This is a genomic window from Mycobacterium sp. Aquia_216 (genome assembly GCF_026723865.1).
Classification (GTDB): domain Bacteria; phylum Actinomycetota; class Actinomycetes; order Mycobacteriales; family Mycobacteriaceae; genus Mycobacterium.
This window is the reverse complement of record NZ_CP113529.1, coordinates 2,943,919-2,958,026: the sequence shown is the minus strand read 5'-3', so window position 1 is coordinate 2,958,026 and position 14,108 is coordinate 2,943,919. Positions and strand designations below refer to the sequence as shown.

The following is a 14,108-nucleotide window of genomic DNA, read 5'->3' as shown; positions in this document are numbered from 1 at the left end:
CGCCTAGTCCGGCGAATTGTCAGGGGTACCGCGAACCAACTCAGCCGCCTTCTCGGCGATCATGATGGTCGGCGCGTTCGTGTTGCCGCGCACGATGGTCGGTATTACCGAGGCGTCGACGACCCGCAGACCGTCGATACCGCGCACCCGCAACTCGGAATCAACGACTGCGTGTTCACCGCTGCCCATCGCGCAGGTGCCCACGGGGTGATACATCGTCTGGGTGTGAGCCCGCGCGGCCGCCGCGAATTCGGCGCTGTCCGGGCGCGCTTGGGTCGGGTAGAACATCGTGTGCAAGTGCTCGCCGAGTGGCCCGGCGGTGCTCATTTCGATGAATGCGCGCGCACCGGCCAGGAGCGAGTTGAAGTCGCTGGCCTGCCGGTAGATGCCGAGGTCGATCAACGGTGCGTGGGTGGGGTCGGCCGAATTCAGGCGCAGGGTGCCTCGGCTGGCCGGGTCGAGCAGCGAGACAGTCCCGGTGAACGACGGTGTCGAGGGCGGGGCCAGACCGTCAGCGAATGCCGTAGGCCCAGTGTGGATTTCGATGTTCGGCACCGCGGGGTCAGCGGTGGTGGAGAAGAAAGCCCCGACGTCGCATAGCGCGGAGTTCAGCGGGCCGGGCCGGCCCGCGTCAAACTGATCACGCGCTCCGGGCGCTAACGCCAGGGCCACAACGTCGGTGGCCTCACGGGTGCTCCAGATTATGGGCAGCGTCGGGTGGTCCTGCAGATTGGCACCCACGCCGGGCAGATCCACCGCGACCTCGATGCCGTGGGCGCGCAAATGCTGCGCGGGTCCGATACCGGAGAGCATCAACAGTTGCGGAGAGTTGATCGATCCCCCGCACAGCAACACCTCTCGCTCGGCGCGCGCGCTGAGCTGTTGGCCGCCATGCTCGTAGACCACGCCGACCGCGCGCCCGCCTTCCAGCAGCACCCGGTGGACCAGCGCGCCGGTGCACAGGGTGAGATTTGGGCACGCCAACGCAGGCCGCAAGTAGGCATCGGCCACCGACCAGCGCCGGCCATGCTGTTGCGTGAGCTGGAAACGGCCCGCACCGATCTGGCGTGAACCGTTGAAGTCATCGTTGCTTGGCAAACCCCACGCCGTTGCCGAAGCGACCCAGAGCTCGTTTAGGCTATGCACGTACACGGGGTCCTGCACGTGCATCGGGCCGTCGACGCCGTGCAGCGGCGCCCCCAGTCGGGCGTTGCGCTCGGCACGCACGAAGTACGGCAGTACCTCGTCGAAACTCCAGCCGGTGGCGCCGTGTTCGGTACGCCAACCGTCGTAGTCCACCGGGTTGCCACGGTTGTAGACCATGGCATTCAACGACGAGCAGCCACCCAACATCCGGCCCCGCGGCACAGCAACCCGACTACCCGTGCCCTCCTGCAACACGCTTCGATAGGCCCAGTCCATCTCGGTACCGAACAGCGTGCCGAACAGGGCCGGAATGTGCACTTCCGGTGCACAGTCCTCACCGCCGGCCTCAAGCAGCAGCACGCGCGCGAACCCGTCGGCGCTGAGCCGGTTTGCGAGCACACAACCCGCGCTGCCAGCACCCACGACGATGAAATCGAAGGCAGTCGTCTTTGGCATCAGGCTAAACAGTTGTGGCGCTCAGCGATTTGCGTTCGATGCTGGCGGCGAACAACGGAGTCTCGCGGCGGTTGTGGTCGGTGACGGCGTCCTGCAAGTCCGCGGCCACGGTTTCAAGGGTCTGGCCGGCCGCCTCGAGCGCATCGAGGAAGCCGTGGGTGGGGTAGCTGATCACCAGGTTGGTGAACTGACAGCTCCCCGAGTCCAGGGGGGTTACGCTGAGATCCCAGATCACCTGAATCTTGGTCCAGCCCAAGGGTGTTCGCAGGTCGCTAAGCGACACCATGTGACAGCGATGCGGTTCGTGGCGTTCGGCCACATAATGCTGGACCACCAGGCTCCCACCAACTTCCTCGACGTTGATCGACATCGGCTGCCCGTCGTCAGTCGTCGTCGATCCGGCGGCGATATGGTCTGGTGGAGCGCAGCGCTGATACTCGGCGTCAGGCAAATTCAGCAACCAATCGGCAATATGTACCTTGTCGATGGGCGCGTGGATGATTGCTGACTCCGTGGTCCGGACCAGAGTTATGTCGGTCCGTACGTCGTTGACTGTCATGGCAGTATTTCCTCGCTATCCGATTCCCTTGCGACCCAACACTTAACGGCGACCCGTGGATCGCCTGACACGCCGAGGGCTCGCGCTGTCTCCAATGGGTTAGCCGAACGCCAGCTTAGGAACCGGTTACCGCGCGCGTTTGACCATGCGCGCGGTTCCAGTTGTCGAACTGCGCGAGTCGATCACGCAGAACGACGGGCTCGGCTCGGAGCGAACCCATATTGCTTCACGAAGGCCCGGCTGAAGTGCGGCAGACTGACAAAGCCCCACCGAGACGCAATATCACCGACCGGATCGTCGGTGCTAATCAAGTCGGCATAGCAGCGCGCCAGCCGGCGGGTCCGGATGTATGCCGAGAGCGACATGTCCCGTAGTTCGAAGGCGCTGTATAACGTTCGGGTCGAGACGAAATGAGCGGCCGCAACGGTCGCCGGCCGCAATGCCGAATCGCCGAGGTTGTTTTCCACGTATTCGAGAACGCGCTCGGACAGATTCGTTGCGCTGCGCCGGCCCAGGATTATTCGGCGGGTTCCGCGGCCACCGAGGTCGGCGAGCATCTGAATCACCAGCGCCGCCGCCTTGTCGGAGGCGTGCGGGCTCATCGTCGGCAGTGTTTTGCTGAGCACAGCCAACAACTCGAACAACGGCCGCACAAAATGGGCCCGCTCACCCGATATCACCCGCACGGTCCCCGGCGTGTGCAACTCGGGCAGCAACGCATCGGCCAGGGAGCGCGGCAGCACCAACGTCCGTTTGCGGACCGCCTCGATCAGCTCGTAGCCGCCGACAACATCGCTGTCCCACACCATCAGGTCACCCGGACCCATCGGGATGACGTCGTCGTTCCCGTAAATGAGTTCCCGGCCGGCCAGCACGCATTGCAATCCGACCACATCACGCGAGGTGACGCCGACCTGCCGGGGACCCCGGACGCCGCGGTGCGGGGACGCTAAACCGTCCACCAAGCGCAACTGACCCAACGGTTGCTCTCGCACGGTCGCTGAAAACAGCTCGAGGTTGCCGTCCGCACCGGTCATCGCGAACGGGAGATAGCAGTTATGCAGCATGTCGGTGAACACGTCGACGTCGTCGGTGACCTCCCACCGCGCCGGCGCCTCGACTGTCATAAGACAATCCAGTTTAACGACCGGGATGGCGCCGATATCTGTGTTGTGCAGCACATTAAGCCGCTACGGGACGATGGCCAAAAATACGAAGGCGGCCAGCAACACCAGATGTACCTCACCCTGCAGCCGGGTTGCCCGGCCGGGTATCACGGTGAGCATGGTGATCACCACGGTCAACGCGAACAACACCAACTGGGTCGGGCCCAAGCCGAGGATCAGCGGTCCCTTGAGCCAGATCGACGCCAGCGCAATGCCGGGAATGGTGAGCCCGATACTGGCCAGCCCCGACCCGTAAGCAAGGTTGAGGCTGGTCTGGATGCGGCCCTGGCGCGCCGCTCGCGCCGCCGCGAGGGTCTCCGGTAACAACACCAGTGCCGCGATCACGACGCCGACGAATGAGTGCGGGAAGCCCGCCACCGACACCAGTTTCTCGACGGCCGGCGACTCTTGTTCGGCCAGACCCACCACCGCGACAAGCGCCACCAGCAGCAGTCCCAGGCTCCGCAGGGCCTCGGCATTACTCGGCGGCTCGGCATGGCTTTCTTCGTCGAAGATGCGCTGCTGACCTTTCTGCGCGACCGGCAGAAAGAAGTCGCGGTGCCGCACGGTCTGAGTGAAGACAAACATCAGGTAGAGCAGCAATGACGCGACGGCCGCGAATTCGAGCTGGCCGGGCGAGAATTCCTGACCCCCACGAGTGGTGGTGAACGTCGGCAGCACCAGGCTCAGGGTCGCCAGCGTGGTGAGCGTGGCCAGTGCCGCACCGCTGCCGCGCGGGTTGAACAAGGTCTCGCCGTACCGATGCGAACCCAGCAGCAGCGACAAACCGGCGATGCCGTTCGTGGTGATCATCAGGGCTGCGAACGCGGTATCCCTGGCCAGCGTTGCGGCCTCGTTGCCGCCATAGGCCATCAGCTCGATGATCAGGGCCAGCTCGATGACCGTCACCGCCGCGGCAAGCACCAGCGACCCGAACGGCTCGCCCGCGCGGTGCGCCACCACCTCCGCGTGATGCACCGCGGCCAACACGGCGCCGATCAGAAATACCGCCTCCACCGCGGCGAGCGCCGGGCCGGGCACCATGTCCCAGGTCAGTGCCAACATGACGAGGGCGATCAGCGGCACAACGACGTTCCAGGACACCTGCTTAAACATCGCCCGCCATTCTCACTTAAATCGTCAGCCAGTACCCCGTGCGGCCAGGTGTGCGATTGCCAGGTGTCGCCGCGGGCGCCTCAGTAGCATGCTCACATGCCGCAAAGCGCTGGGTTACCCGAAGGCGCGGTATTCGCCGGATTCACGATCGTTCGGCGGCTGGGGGCCGGCGGGATGGGCGAGGTATATCTTGCGCAGCATCCGCGGCTGCCCCGTCGTGACGCGCTGAAGATCCTGCCCGGCGAGCTCACCGACAACCTCGAGTTTCGCCAACGCTTCAACCGCGAGGCCGACCATGCCGCAAGCCTGTACAACGAGCACATCGTAGGCGTCCACGACCGCGGCGAATACGAAGGGCAACTGTGGATCTCGATGGATTACGTGGAAGGTACCGACGCCGCGGAGTTGCTGCGCCAGTACCCCTCGGGGATGCCGAAAGCCGATGTCATCGAGATCATTGCGGCCGTGGCCGACGCGCTGGATTATGCGCATTCGCGCGGCCTGCTGCATCGCGACGTCAAACCGGCCAACATCCTGCTCAGTGACGCGACGCCCCGACGGCGGATTCTGCTGGCCGATTTCGGCATTGCCCGCGAGCTGGGTGAAATCAGCGGCCTGACAGCGACAAACATGATGATGGGCACCACCGCCTACTGCGCACCAGAGCAGCTGCAGGGTCTGGATCTCGACGGTCGCGCCGACCAGTACGCGCTGGGCTGCACCGCGTTCAACCTGTTGACGGGGACCGCTCCCTTTCACGGCTCCACGCCGGCGGTGGTCATCACTCAGCATTTGTCCGCGCCGCCACCGCGGATCAGTGAGCGCCGACCAGAATTGGCGGGGCTCGACGGCGCGCTCGCCAAAGCGCTCGCCAAGAACCCCGCCGACCGCTATGCGACGTGTGCGGATTTGGCCGCCGCGCTGGCAAGCCAGCTCGGCAACACGGCGGCCGAGGCCGTCGCGCCGACACAAGCGGCCGCGATCCCGACCGACGTGATCGCGGCGCCTACGCCGGCTCCCTCGCCGCCGGCGCGCGGCAACCGACGCACGGCAATCGCTGTCGCGGCGATCGTCGGCGTCGCGCTGGTCGGCCTCGGGGCACTCGTCGGCGTGCGCGTGCTCGGCGGCGACTCGAACCAACCGGAAACCAGCGGCGCCGCCCCACAATCGCAATCGGCCGCGCCGCCCAGCGCGGCGGCACCGAAGCCGGCGATCACACTGTCCGGCCAAATCACCGACCAATCCGGTGTGCTCGGGCCGCTCGAGTACGACGCGGTGAACCGCGCGCTCACCAAGCTCTACAACACGCAGGGCACCCGGCTGTGGGTGGTGTACGTCAAGAACTTCGGTGGGCTCAAGCCGTTTCGATGGGCCGAGGACACCATGCGTGCGAACAACTTCACGGATAGCGACGCGATCCTGGCCGTTGCCACCGAGGAGCCGGCGTACTCCTTCCGGGTACCGAACGCGGCGATCAACGGAAAGGCCATCGATCTGGAAGTCATTCGCCGGGACCGCATCTCACCCGCGGTCTTCCGCCGCGAATGGCCACGCGCGGCGATCACCGCGGCCAACAGCTTGGACGTCGGACCGAGCTAATTCTCAGGCCGCAGCAACACGTCGGCGTCGAAGCAGCTGTGGTCTCCGGTGTGGCAGGCGGCGCCCACCTGATCGACGGTCAACAGTACGGAGTCGCCGTCGCAGTCCAGGCGCACCGAGTGCACATGCTGGGTATGGCCGGACGTCGCGCCTTTGATCCACTGTTCGCCGCGGGATCGCGAAAAATAGGTCGCCTCACGGGTTTCCAGGGTGCGGGCCAGTGCCTCGTCGTCCATCCAGGCGACCATCAGCACGTCGCCACTACCCTGCTCCTGCACGACGGCGGTAAACAGGCCGTCGGCATTGCGCTTGAGGCGGCCCGCGATATTCGGATCGAGCGTCATCGCACCGTGATCCCTTCAGCCGCCATCGCGGCCTTCACCTGCCCGATCGTCAGCTCGCGGAAATGAAAGACACTGGCCGCCAAGACCGCATCCGCGCCGGCATCGACCGCGGGCGCGAAGTGATCCACCGCCCCGGCGCCACCGCTGGCGATCACCGGAACAGTGACCGCGGCGCGGACGGCGCGCAGCATCGCCAGGTCGAACCCGGCCTTGGTGCCGTCGGCATCCATCGAGTTGAGCAGGATCTCCCCCACCCCCAGATCGGCGCCGCGGGCCGCCCATTCCACTGCGTCGATGCCGGTACCGCGGCGACCGCCGTGTGTGGTGACTTCCCAGCCCGACGGGGTCGGTGCCGAACCGGAGGGCACCGTGCGAGCGTCGACGGACAACACGATGCATTGCGAGCCGAATTGCCTTGACATTTCGGCCAGCAGGTCGGGGCGGGCGATCGCGGCGGTGTTGACCGAGACCTTGTCCGCTCCCGCGCGCAATAACACGTCGACGTCGGACACGGTGCGGACGCCGCCGCCGACCGTCAGCGGGATGAACACCTGCTCGGCGGTATGGCGCACCACGTCCAGCATCGTCGCCCTGCCCGACGAGGACGCGGTCACGTCGAGGAAGGTCAGCTCGTCGGCGCCTTCGGCGTCATAGGCCGCGGCGAGTTCCACGGGGTCACCCGCGTCACGCAGGTTCTCGAAATTGACCCCCTTGACGACCCGTCCGTCGTCGACGTCCAAGCACGGAATCACCCGCACGGCAAGGTCGGTGCCCGTATACATCTCAGTAATCCTCCGGTCGGCCGGCGCTGCGCACGATCTCCAGAATCTGCTCGTAGGCGCCGGGGGCGGCGGCCAGCACGGACCGCGATTCGGGAGTCCACGGTTGGCCGGCCAGATCGGTGACGGTGCCCCCCGCCGCCCGAACCTGCGCGACGCCCGCGGCGTGATCCCAGACATGGCCACCGAAATTGACTGCGCCCGCGAGTATCCTGTCGGCCACGTAGACGAGGTCGATGCCCGTCGACCCGTGCATACGCAATCGCGAGCACACCGTGCTCAGCTTCTCCAGCACCGCGATCCGGTAACGTCCCGGGAAACGGCCCCGGGACTCGGCGTTGAACGTGCCGACGCCGATCAGGTTTTCGGCCAGGTCGGTGTGCGTCAACGGCGGCTGCGCGACATCGTTTTTCACCAGCGGGCCGTCGGCGACGGCGGTGTAGCGGTCGTCGGTGAACGGTATCCAGGTCAGGCCGGCCACCGGCTCGCCGTCGTGCAGCAGGCCGAGCAGTATCGCCGCCATCGGTGATCCGGCGGCGTAGTTGAAGGTGCCGTCGATTGGGTCGAGTACCCACACCCACGGCGAATCGAGCGGCGTGCCACCGAATTCCTCGCCGTGCACCCCGATTCCGGTGGCCGCTTCCAACGCGGCGACAACCTGCCGCTCGATCGCGAGATCGACTTGGGTAGCGAAGTCGTTGCCCTTCTTTCGAACCGCTGAATCGGCGCGATGGCCGGCCACAAACGGCTCTACTGCCGCGTCGAGAATTGTCGACGCCTCGGCCAGCAGCGCGTGCAGATCCATCGGTCTACGACCGTACCGCGTCCAGCGCCTGCGGCAAGGTGAATCGCCCGGCGTAGAGCGCCTTTCCGATGATGGCGCCCTCGACGCCGTCGTCGGTGAGGGCGGCGATGGCGCGCAGGTCGTCCAGGCTGGACACACCCCCCGACGCGATGACCGGAGCGTCGGTGCGGTCGGCGACACGGGCCAACAGATCGAGATTGGGGCCGCCCAGTGTGCCGTCCTTGGTGACGTCGGTGACAACGAAACGCGAACACCCTTCGCCGTCAAGGCGTTTCAACACATCCCACAGATCGCCGCCGTCGGTTTCCCAGCCGCGGCCGCGCAGCCGGTGCTGGCCGTCAACGATCTGGACGTCCAACCCGACGGCAACCTTGTCGCCGTGCTCGGCGATCGCCCGTGCGCACCATTGGGGGTTCTCCAGCGCCGCGGTGCCCAGATTGACGCGGGCGCAGCCGGTGGCCAGCGCCGCGGCCAGCGAATCGTCGTCGCGGATCCCACCGGACAACTCCACCGACACGTCGAGCTTGCCCACCACCTCGGCGAGCAATTCGCGGTTGGACCCGCGGCCGAACGCAGCGTCGAGGTCCACCAGATGGATCCAGTCGGCGCCGTCGCGCTGCCAGTTCAGCGCCGCGTCCAGCGCCGAGCCGTACTCGGTTTCGCTGCCGGCCTTGCCCTGCACCAGGCGCACGGCACGACCTTCGACGACATCGACGGCGGGTAACAAAATCAGTGGCATTTACAGTCCCTCAACCCAGTTGCTCAATACGGCCGCACCGGCATCCCCGCTTTTCTCCGGGTGGAATTGGGTTGCGGCCAGCGGTCCGTCCTCGACCGCGGCCAGAAACGGCACTTGATGCGTAGCCCAGGTCAGCACGGCTCCCGACGAACCCTCCCAGCGCTGCGCGGCGTAGGAGTGCACGAAGTAGAACCGGGCGGACGCGTCCAGGCCCTTGAAAAGTACACTGCCCGAGCCGGATTGCACGACGTTCCAGCCCATGTGCGGGATCACCGGGGCGTCCAGCCGGGTCACGGCTCCCGGCCACTGGCCGCAGCCCGTGGTCTCCACGCCGAATTCGACACCGCGCGCGAACAGGATCTGCATGCCGACGCAGACCCCCAGCACCGGGCGCCCCGCGCCCACCCGCTCGGCGATGATCCGCTCCCCCGCGATCTTGCGCAGCCCGGTCATACACGCCTCGAACGCGCCGACTCCGGGTACTACCAGCCCGTCGGCGGCTGCCGCCGCGCGCGCATCTGCGGTGACTTCCACCGTCGCGCCGACCCGCTGCAGCGCGCGCTGAGCCGACCGCAGGTTGCCTGAGCCGTAATCCAGTACCACAACCGATCGTGTTGTCACAAAACACCTTTGGTGGAAGGCACACCCGATACGCGGGGGTCGGGCTCGACCGCCTGACGCAACGCGCGTGCCACGGCCTTGTACTGCGCTTCGGTGATGTGGTGCGGGTCGCGCCCATACAGCACCCGCACGTGCAGGGCGATGCGGGCGTTGGCGGCCAGCGATTCGAACACGTGCCGGTTGATCACGGTGTGATAGGGCACCGAGCTTCCGGCAATGGTGGTGTGTTGCAGGTGATCCGGCTCGCCACTGTGCACGCAGTACGGCCGGCCCGACACGTCGACGGCGGCGTGGGCCAGCGTTTCATCCATCGGGATGAAGGCGTCCCCGAACCGGCGGATGCCCTTCTTGTCGCCGAGGGCCTGGCCGAGCGCCTGCCCGAGCGCGATCGCGGTGTCCTCGATGGTGTGGTGTCCTTCGATCTCGACGTCACCCTTGGTGCGCACGGTCAAGTCGAAGCTGGCGTGACTGCCCAGCGCCGTCAGCATGTGGTCGTAGAACGGCACCCCGGTGTCGACGTCGACCTGCCCGGTGCCATCGAGGTCGAGCTCGATCACGATGTCGGATTCCTTGGTGCGGCGCTCAATTCGTGCGCGACGGGTCGCTGTGCTGGTTTGGGCGGTCACGGGGCTCCTAATACATGGTCGCGGCCCGCTTCACGCGGCTTCGCCGCGCTTGCGATCGCTCCTACGGGGCTGGGATCGGCTGGGGCCAGCTCGGTGTCTGCGATCTGGGCGCTCGCTGTGAGAAACGCATCGTTCTCGTCGGCCAGTCCGATGGTGGTGCGCAGGTAGCCGGGAATACCGACGTCGCGGATCAGCACGCCGACATCCAGGTAACGCTGCCAGGCGGCGGGTGCGTCGGCGAACTGGCCGAACAGCACGAAGTTCGCGTCGCTGGGGACCACCCGAAAACCCAAGCGGGTCAAGGCCGCCATGACCCGTTCGCGTTCGGCGCTCAGGGTGGCCACGCTGCCCAGGGTGTCGTCGGCGTGCCGCAGCGCGGCCCGGGCCGCCGCCTGAGTGAGCGACGACAGATGGTAGGGCAACCGCACCAACAGCATCGCGTCGACCAGCGCCGGCGTGGCGACCAGATAGCCGAGCCTGCCGCCGGCGAACGCGAACGCCTTGCTCATCGTGCGGCTGACCACGAGCCGGTTGGGGTACTCCTCGACCAGCTCGACCGCGCTGGGCTGCGACGAGAATTCGCCGTACGCCTCGTCCACGATCAGGATGCCCGGCGCCACCTCGAGCAGGCGTCGCAGATCTGACAGCGGAATGCTTTGCCCGGTCGGGTTGTTCGGGCTGGTGACGAACACGACGTCGGGTTTGCGTTCGGTGATGGCGGCGACTGCCGCATCAACGTCGAGGCTGAAGTCGTCGGCCCGCGCGGCCTGCAGCCATTCGGTGCGGGTGCCGTCGGAGATGATCGGGTGCATCGAGTAGGACGGGACAAACCCGATCGCGCTGCGCCCCGGCCCGCCGAACGCCTGCAGCAGCTGCTGCAGGATCTCGTTGGAACCATTGGCGGCCCAGACGTTTTCGACACCGAGCCGGGTGCCGGTTTGCGCGGTGAGATACCTTGCCAGATCGGTGCGCAAGGCCACCGCTTCGCGGTCGGGGTAGCGGTGCAGCTCCCCGGCGGCCTCCTGCACGGACCGGACGACGTCGTCAACCAGAGCCTGGCTCGGCGGATGCGGGTTCTCGTTGGTGTTCAGCCGCACCGGTACCGCCAATTGCGGTGCACCGTAAGGCGATTTACCCCGCAGGTCGTCGCGCAGCGGCAGATCGTCGAGCGTCGGTTTGGGTGCCGTCATCGCTCGAACCTCCGCCGTACCGCCTCGCCGTGCGCCGGCAGGTCCTCGGCTTTCGCGAGTGTGACCACGTGTCCGGAGACGTCTTTGAGCGCCGCCTCGGTGTAATCCACGACATGGATGCCGCGCAAGAAAGTCTGTACCGAGAGGCCGCTGGAGTGCCGGGCGCTGCCCGCGGTCGGCAATACGTGGTTGGACCCGGCGCAGTAGTCGCCGAGGCTTACCGGCGACCATGGGCCGACGAAAATGGCGCCGGCCGAACGGATTCGGCTGGCGACCCGGGAGGCATCGACGGTCTGGATCTCGAGGTGTTCGGCGGCGTAGGCGTTGACGACCTTGACTCCGGCGTCCAGGTCGTCGACCAGGATGATCGCCGACTGCGGCCCACTGAGCGCGGTCGTCACCCGCTCGCGGTGGACGGTGGTCTGCAGCTGGGCCGCGACTTCGGTGTCGGTAGCGGCGGCCAGGTCCTCGCTCGCGGTGACCAGGACGCTGCCGGCCATCTCGTCGTGTTCGGCTTGGCTGATCAAGTCGGCGGCCACGTGTGCCGGGTCGGCGGTGTGGTCGGCGAGAATGGCGATCTCGGTCGGCCCGGCCTCGGCATCGATGCCCACCGCCGAGCGGCAGAGCCGCTTGGCGGCCGTGACGTACACGTTGCCGGGCCCGGTGATCAGGTCGACCGGCGCCAGTTGCGTGCCGTCGGTGTCGACGCCGCCGTAGGCCAGCAACGCCACCGCCTGCGCACCGCCGGCGGCCCACACCTCGTCGACTCCCAGCAGGCGGGCCGCGGCCAGGATGGTCGGGTGCGGCCAGCCGTCGAAGCGGGCCTGCGGTGGACTGGCCACCACCAGGGACTCGACGCCCGCGGCCTGCGCGGGCACCACATTCATCACCACGCTGGACGGATACACGGCGTTGCCGCCGGGCACGTACAGGCCGACCCGCTCGACGGGCACCCACCGCTCGGTGACCGTCGCCCCCGGCCCGAGCACGGTGGTGACGTCGGTGCGGCGCTGATCGGCGTGGACGGCTCGGGTCCGCTCGATCATCACCTGCAGCGCGTCGCGGACGTCGGCGTCCAGTCCGTCCAGCGCGGCCTGCAACGCGGCCCCGGGTACCCGGACGGTCGCGGGCCGCACCCCGTCGAACGACGCACCGTATTCCAGCGCCGCCTCGGCCCCGCGCTCGGCGACGGCCTGGACAATCGGGCGCACCTGCGGCAATACCGAGTCCACGTCGGCGCCACCGCGCGGCAAGGCGGACCGCAGCCGGGCAGCCGTCAGCTCCACACCCCGCAGGTCGATGCGGGCCAACACGGAGGGCGGGGAGGCAGTCACAGCGTCCATTGTCCCAGAGGAACTCAAATCAATATCCGACCGGTACAGTGCCCGTATTCAGGCCCACGCCCGCGTCAACAACGTCCGCAAGGGAGCCGACATGTCCGCGAAGGATCACCCGAACAACGCCCCGGGCATCCCGATGGTTTATCCGACGTGGTTTGAGAACTTCCAGGTCAAATACGTCAACCCGGCGCTGAAACCGATCGCGCGCTTCCTGCCCGGAACGGGCACCATTGAGCATCGCGGCCGCACGTCGGGCAAGCCGTACAAAACCATTGTGGCGGCCTACCGCAACGGCGATGTGCTGGCGGTCGCGCTGGGTCACGGCAAGACCGACTGGGTGAAGAACGTGCTGGCCGCGGGCCACGCTGACGTGCACTTTGCCCGCAAGGTCGTGCACATCACCAATCCCCGGATTCTGCCCGCCGGTTCCGACGGCACGGGGCTGCCCTGGCTGGTGCGTCTGCAGTTGCGCCGCATGGCGGTGTTGCTCAGTGATATCGCCTAACGAGTGTGCGCCCAGAGCGGTGAATGTGCGCTTACGCCGACCAGGACGCACACGCAACGGAAAGGGCGCCGGCGGGGCCGGCGCTAAGCCCGGGTGAAGACGGTCTTGCCGGTCATCGTCGGCCACACCGACGGCGCGTCTTCCCACGGCACCACCCGGTCGACGGCCGGTGCCAGGTCGCATCCCCCGGCCAGCAGCTTCAGCACCTGGGGGATGGCCGAACGCGCATTGACCCGCCCGGTCACAAACCTCACCCCGCGGGTGTACATCGGCAGCAGCGGCATCTCGACGGTCGGCTGGTAGTAGATCCCGGTGTCGGTACACACACCGTCCGGCCAGGTCGCCCGCAGCGCGGCGGCCAGCAACGACGGGTCGGCGGAGGTGTGCACCGTGACCGGATACGGCTCCCAGGATTTATCCGGCTTGACCCGATCGTGGACCACCGCGCCGAGCTTTTCGGCGGCCGCCAGCCGGCGCACATCGCCGTCGAGATAGTCGACGTGGGCGCCCAACGCGGCCGCGAAGGCGGCCGCGTACAGCCCGATCGACAGCTTCCCGATCACCAGCACGCGTCGGTCGGCCGGCGCGAGCGCGGCCAGTTCGGCCGCATACGGCCCGACCGCCCGCCAGCCGTCGGGGATGTTGTCCGACAGCGAGGCAATAGCGTTGGGCTGCACGCCGTCCGGGACGGGGATCAGCATCGCGTCGGCGTAGGGCACCAGCACCTGATCCGACATGAATCCCCCGCCGTTGAGACCGGCGAGGGGGCCGAGACCGTACATCGCCATCAACGGCACCGAGCCGCATGAGCCCGTTACGCCGCGGCGGCAGTGCGAGCAGTTACCGCAGTTGATCTGGAACGGCACCACCACCCGGTCGCCCGGCCGGACGGCGTCCACGGCGTCGCCGACCGCCACGACCTCGGCCAACCCCTCATGCCCGACGGCGTATCCGGGCGGCAGCGGCGCCTGGCCGCGGGCGACCGCGATGTCGAGGTCGCAGCAGGCCACCACCAGCGGCCTGACCAGTGCTTGTTCGGGTGCGGCGAGTTCCGGCTCGGGCACGTCGCGCCATGCGTACCGGTCGGCGGCTTCGGACGTCAGCTGCCGCATCTGGA

The 14,108-nt window shown here is 67.3% G+C and carries 15 protein-coding genes; 2 read left to right on the top strand and 13 right to left on the bottom strand.

What is annotated here, in order from left to right:
* Positions 1–3: 3 nt before the first annotated feature.
* The 4 genes from OK015_RS13800 to OK015_RS13785 all read right to left on the bottom strand — a co-directional run bounded on the left by OK015_RS13800 (position 4) and on the right by OK015_RS13785 (position 4,443).
* The gene (locus tag OK015_RS13800; protein ID WP_268132248.1) at positions 4–1,602 is read right to left on the bottom strand and encodes a GMC family oxidoreductase; all 1,599 of its coding nucleotides are present in this window, start codon (positions 1,600–1,602) and stop codon (positions 4–6) included.
* A 4-nt stretch (positions 1,603–1,606) separates the two neighbouring features.
* Positions 1,607–2,161, bottom strand: a complete 555-nt coding sequence (locus OK015_RS13795; RefSeq protein ID WP_268132246.1) for a hypothetical protein — start codon at positions 2,159–2,161, stop codon at positions 1,607–1,609.
* A 182-nt stretch (positions 2,162–2,343) separates the two neighbouring features.
* Positions 2,344–3,288, bottom strand: a complete 945-nt coding sequence (locus OK015_RS13790) for a helix-turn-helix domain-containing protein (RefSeq protein WP_268132245.1) — start codon at positions 3,286–3,288, stop codon at positions 2,344–2,346.
* A 63-nt stretch (positions 3,289–3,351) separates the two neighbouring features.
* Entirely contained in the window at positions 3,352–4,443 is a 1,092-nt protein-coding gene (locus OK015_RS13785) for a calcium:proton antiporter (RefSeq protein ID WP_268132243.1), read from the bottom strand.
* Between the two features lie 96 nt (positions 4,444–4,539).
* Between OK015_RS13785 and OK015_RS13780 the strand changes: the two genes are divergently transcribed.
* Positions 4,540–6,042 carry a serine/threonine-protein kinase gene (locus OK015_RS13780; RefSeq protein ID WP_268132241.1) on the top strand — a complete coding sequence of 501 codons (1,503 nt, stop codon included), beginning with the start codon at positions 4,540–4,542 and terminating at the stop codon, positions 6,040–6,042.
* Here OK015_RS13780 and hisI read toward each other — a convergent pair.
* The 8 genes from hisI to hisD are packed head-to-tail and all read right to left on the bottom strand — an operon-like array spanning position 6,039 to position 12,459.
* Positions 6,039–6,386, bottom strand: coding sequence for a phosphoribosyl-AMP cyclohydrolase (hisI, locus tag OK015_RS13775; RefSeq protein ID WP_268132239.1), 348 nt, complete (start codon positions 6,384–6,386; stop codon positions 6,039–6,041). The two genes, OK015_RS13780 and hisI, sit on opposite strands and share 4 nt — an antisense overlap.
* A complete protein-coding gene (gene hisF, locus OK015_RS13770) occupies positions 6,383–7,168 on the bottom strand; it encodes an imidazole glycerol phosphate synthase subunit HisF (RefSeq protein ID WP_268132237.1) in 786 nt (261 codons plus the stop codon). Before hisF ends, hisI begins: the two co-directional genes overlap by 4 nt.
* Position 7,169: 1 nt before the next feature.
* Complete coding sequence (locus tag OK015_RS13765; protein WP_268132235.1) at positions 7,170–7,970, bottom strand: inositol monophosphatase family protein; 801 nt, start codon at positions 7,968–7,970, stop codon at positions 7,170–7,172.
* Positions 7,971–7,974: 4 nt separating this feature from the next.
* The gene (gene priA, locus OK015_RS13760) at positions 7,975–8,709 is read right to left on the bottom strand and encodes a bifunctional 1-(5-phosphoribosyl)-5-((5-phosphoribosylamino)methylideneamino)imidazole-4-carboxamide isomerase/phosphoribosylanthranilate isomerase PriA (RefSeq protein WP_268132233.1); all 735 of its coding nucleotides are present in this window, start codon (positions 8,707–8,709) and stop codon (positions 7,975–7,977) included.
* Positions 8,710–9,330, bottom strand: a complete 621-nt coding sequence (hisH, locus tag OK015_RS13755; protein WP_268132231.1) for an imidazole glycerol phosphate synthase subunit HisH — start codon at positions 9,328–9,330, stop codon at positions 8,710–8,712.
* Positions 9,327–9,956 carry an imidazoleglycerol-phosphate dehydratase HisB gene (gene hisB / locus OK015_RS13750; RefSeq protein ID WP_268132230.1) on the bottom strand — a complete coding sequence of 210 codons (630 nt, stop codon included), beginning with the start codon at positions 9,954–9,956 and terminating at the stop codon, positions 9,327–9,329. The genes hisH and hisB overlap by 4 nt, the downstream gene beginning before the upstream one ends.
* On the bottom strand, positions 9,953–11,146 hold the full coding sequence (locus tag OK015_RS13745; RefSeq protein ID WP_268132228.1) for a histidinol-phosphate transaminase: 1,194 nt from the start codon (positions 11,144–11,146) through the stop codon (positions 9,953–9,955). Before OK015_RS13745 ends, hisB begins: the two co-directional genes overlap by 4 nt.
* Positions 11,143–12,459, bottom strand: coding sequence for a histidinol dehydrogenase (gene hisD, locus OK015_RS13740; RefSeq protein ID WP_268132716.1), 1,317 nt, complete (start codon positions 12,457–12,459; stop codon positions 11,143–11,145). The genes OK015_RS13745 and hisD overlap by 4 nt, the downstream gene beginning before the upstream one ends.
* Positions 12,460–12,580: 121 nt before the next feature.
* On the opposite strand from hisD, the gene OK015_RS13735 reads away from it, so the two are divergent.
* Entirely contained in the window at positions 12,581–12,991 is a 411-nt protein-coding gene (locus OK015_RS13735) for a nitroreductase family deazaflavin-dependent oxidoreductase (protein ID WP_268132226.1), read from the top strand.
* A gap of 83 nt (positions 12,992–13,074) precedes the next feature.
* Here OK015_RS13735 and OK015_RS13730 read toward each other — a convergent pair whose 3' ends face one another.
* Positions 13,075–14,103, bottom strand: coding sequence for an alcohol dehydrogenase catalytic domain-containing protein (locus OK015_RS13730; RefSeq protein ID WP_268132224.1), 1,029 nt, complete (start codon positions 14,101–14,103; stop codon positions 13,075–13,077).
* Positions 14,104–14,108: the final 5 nt, after the last annotated feature.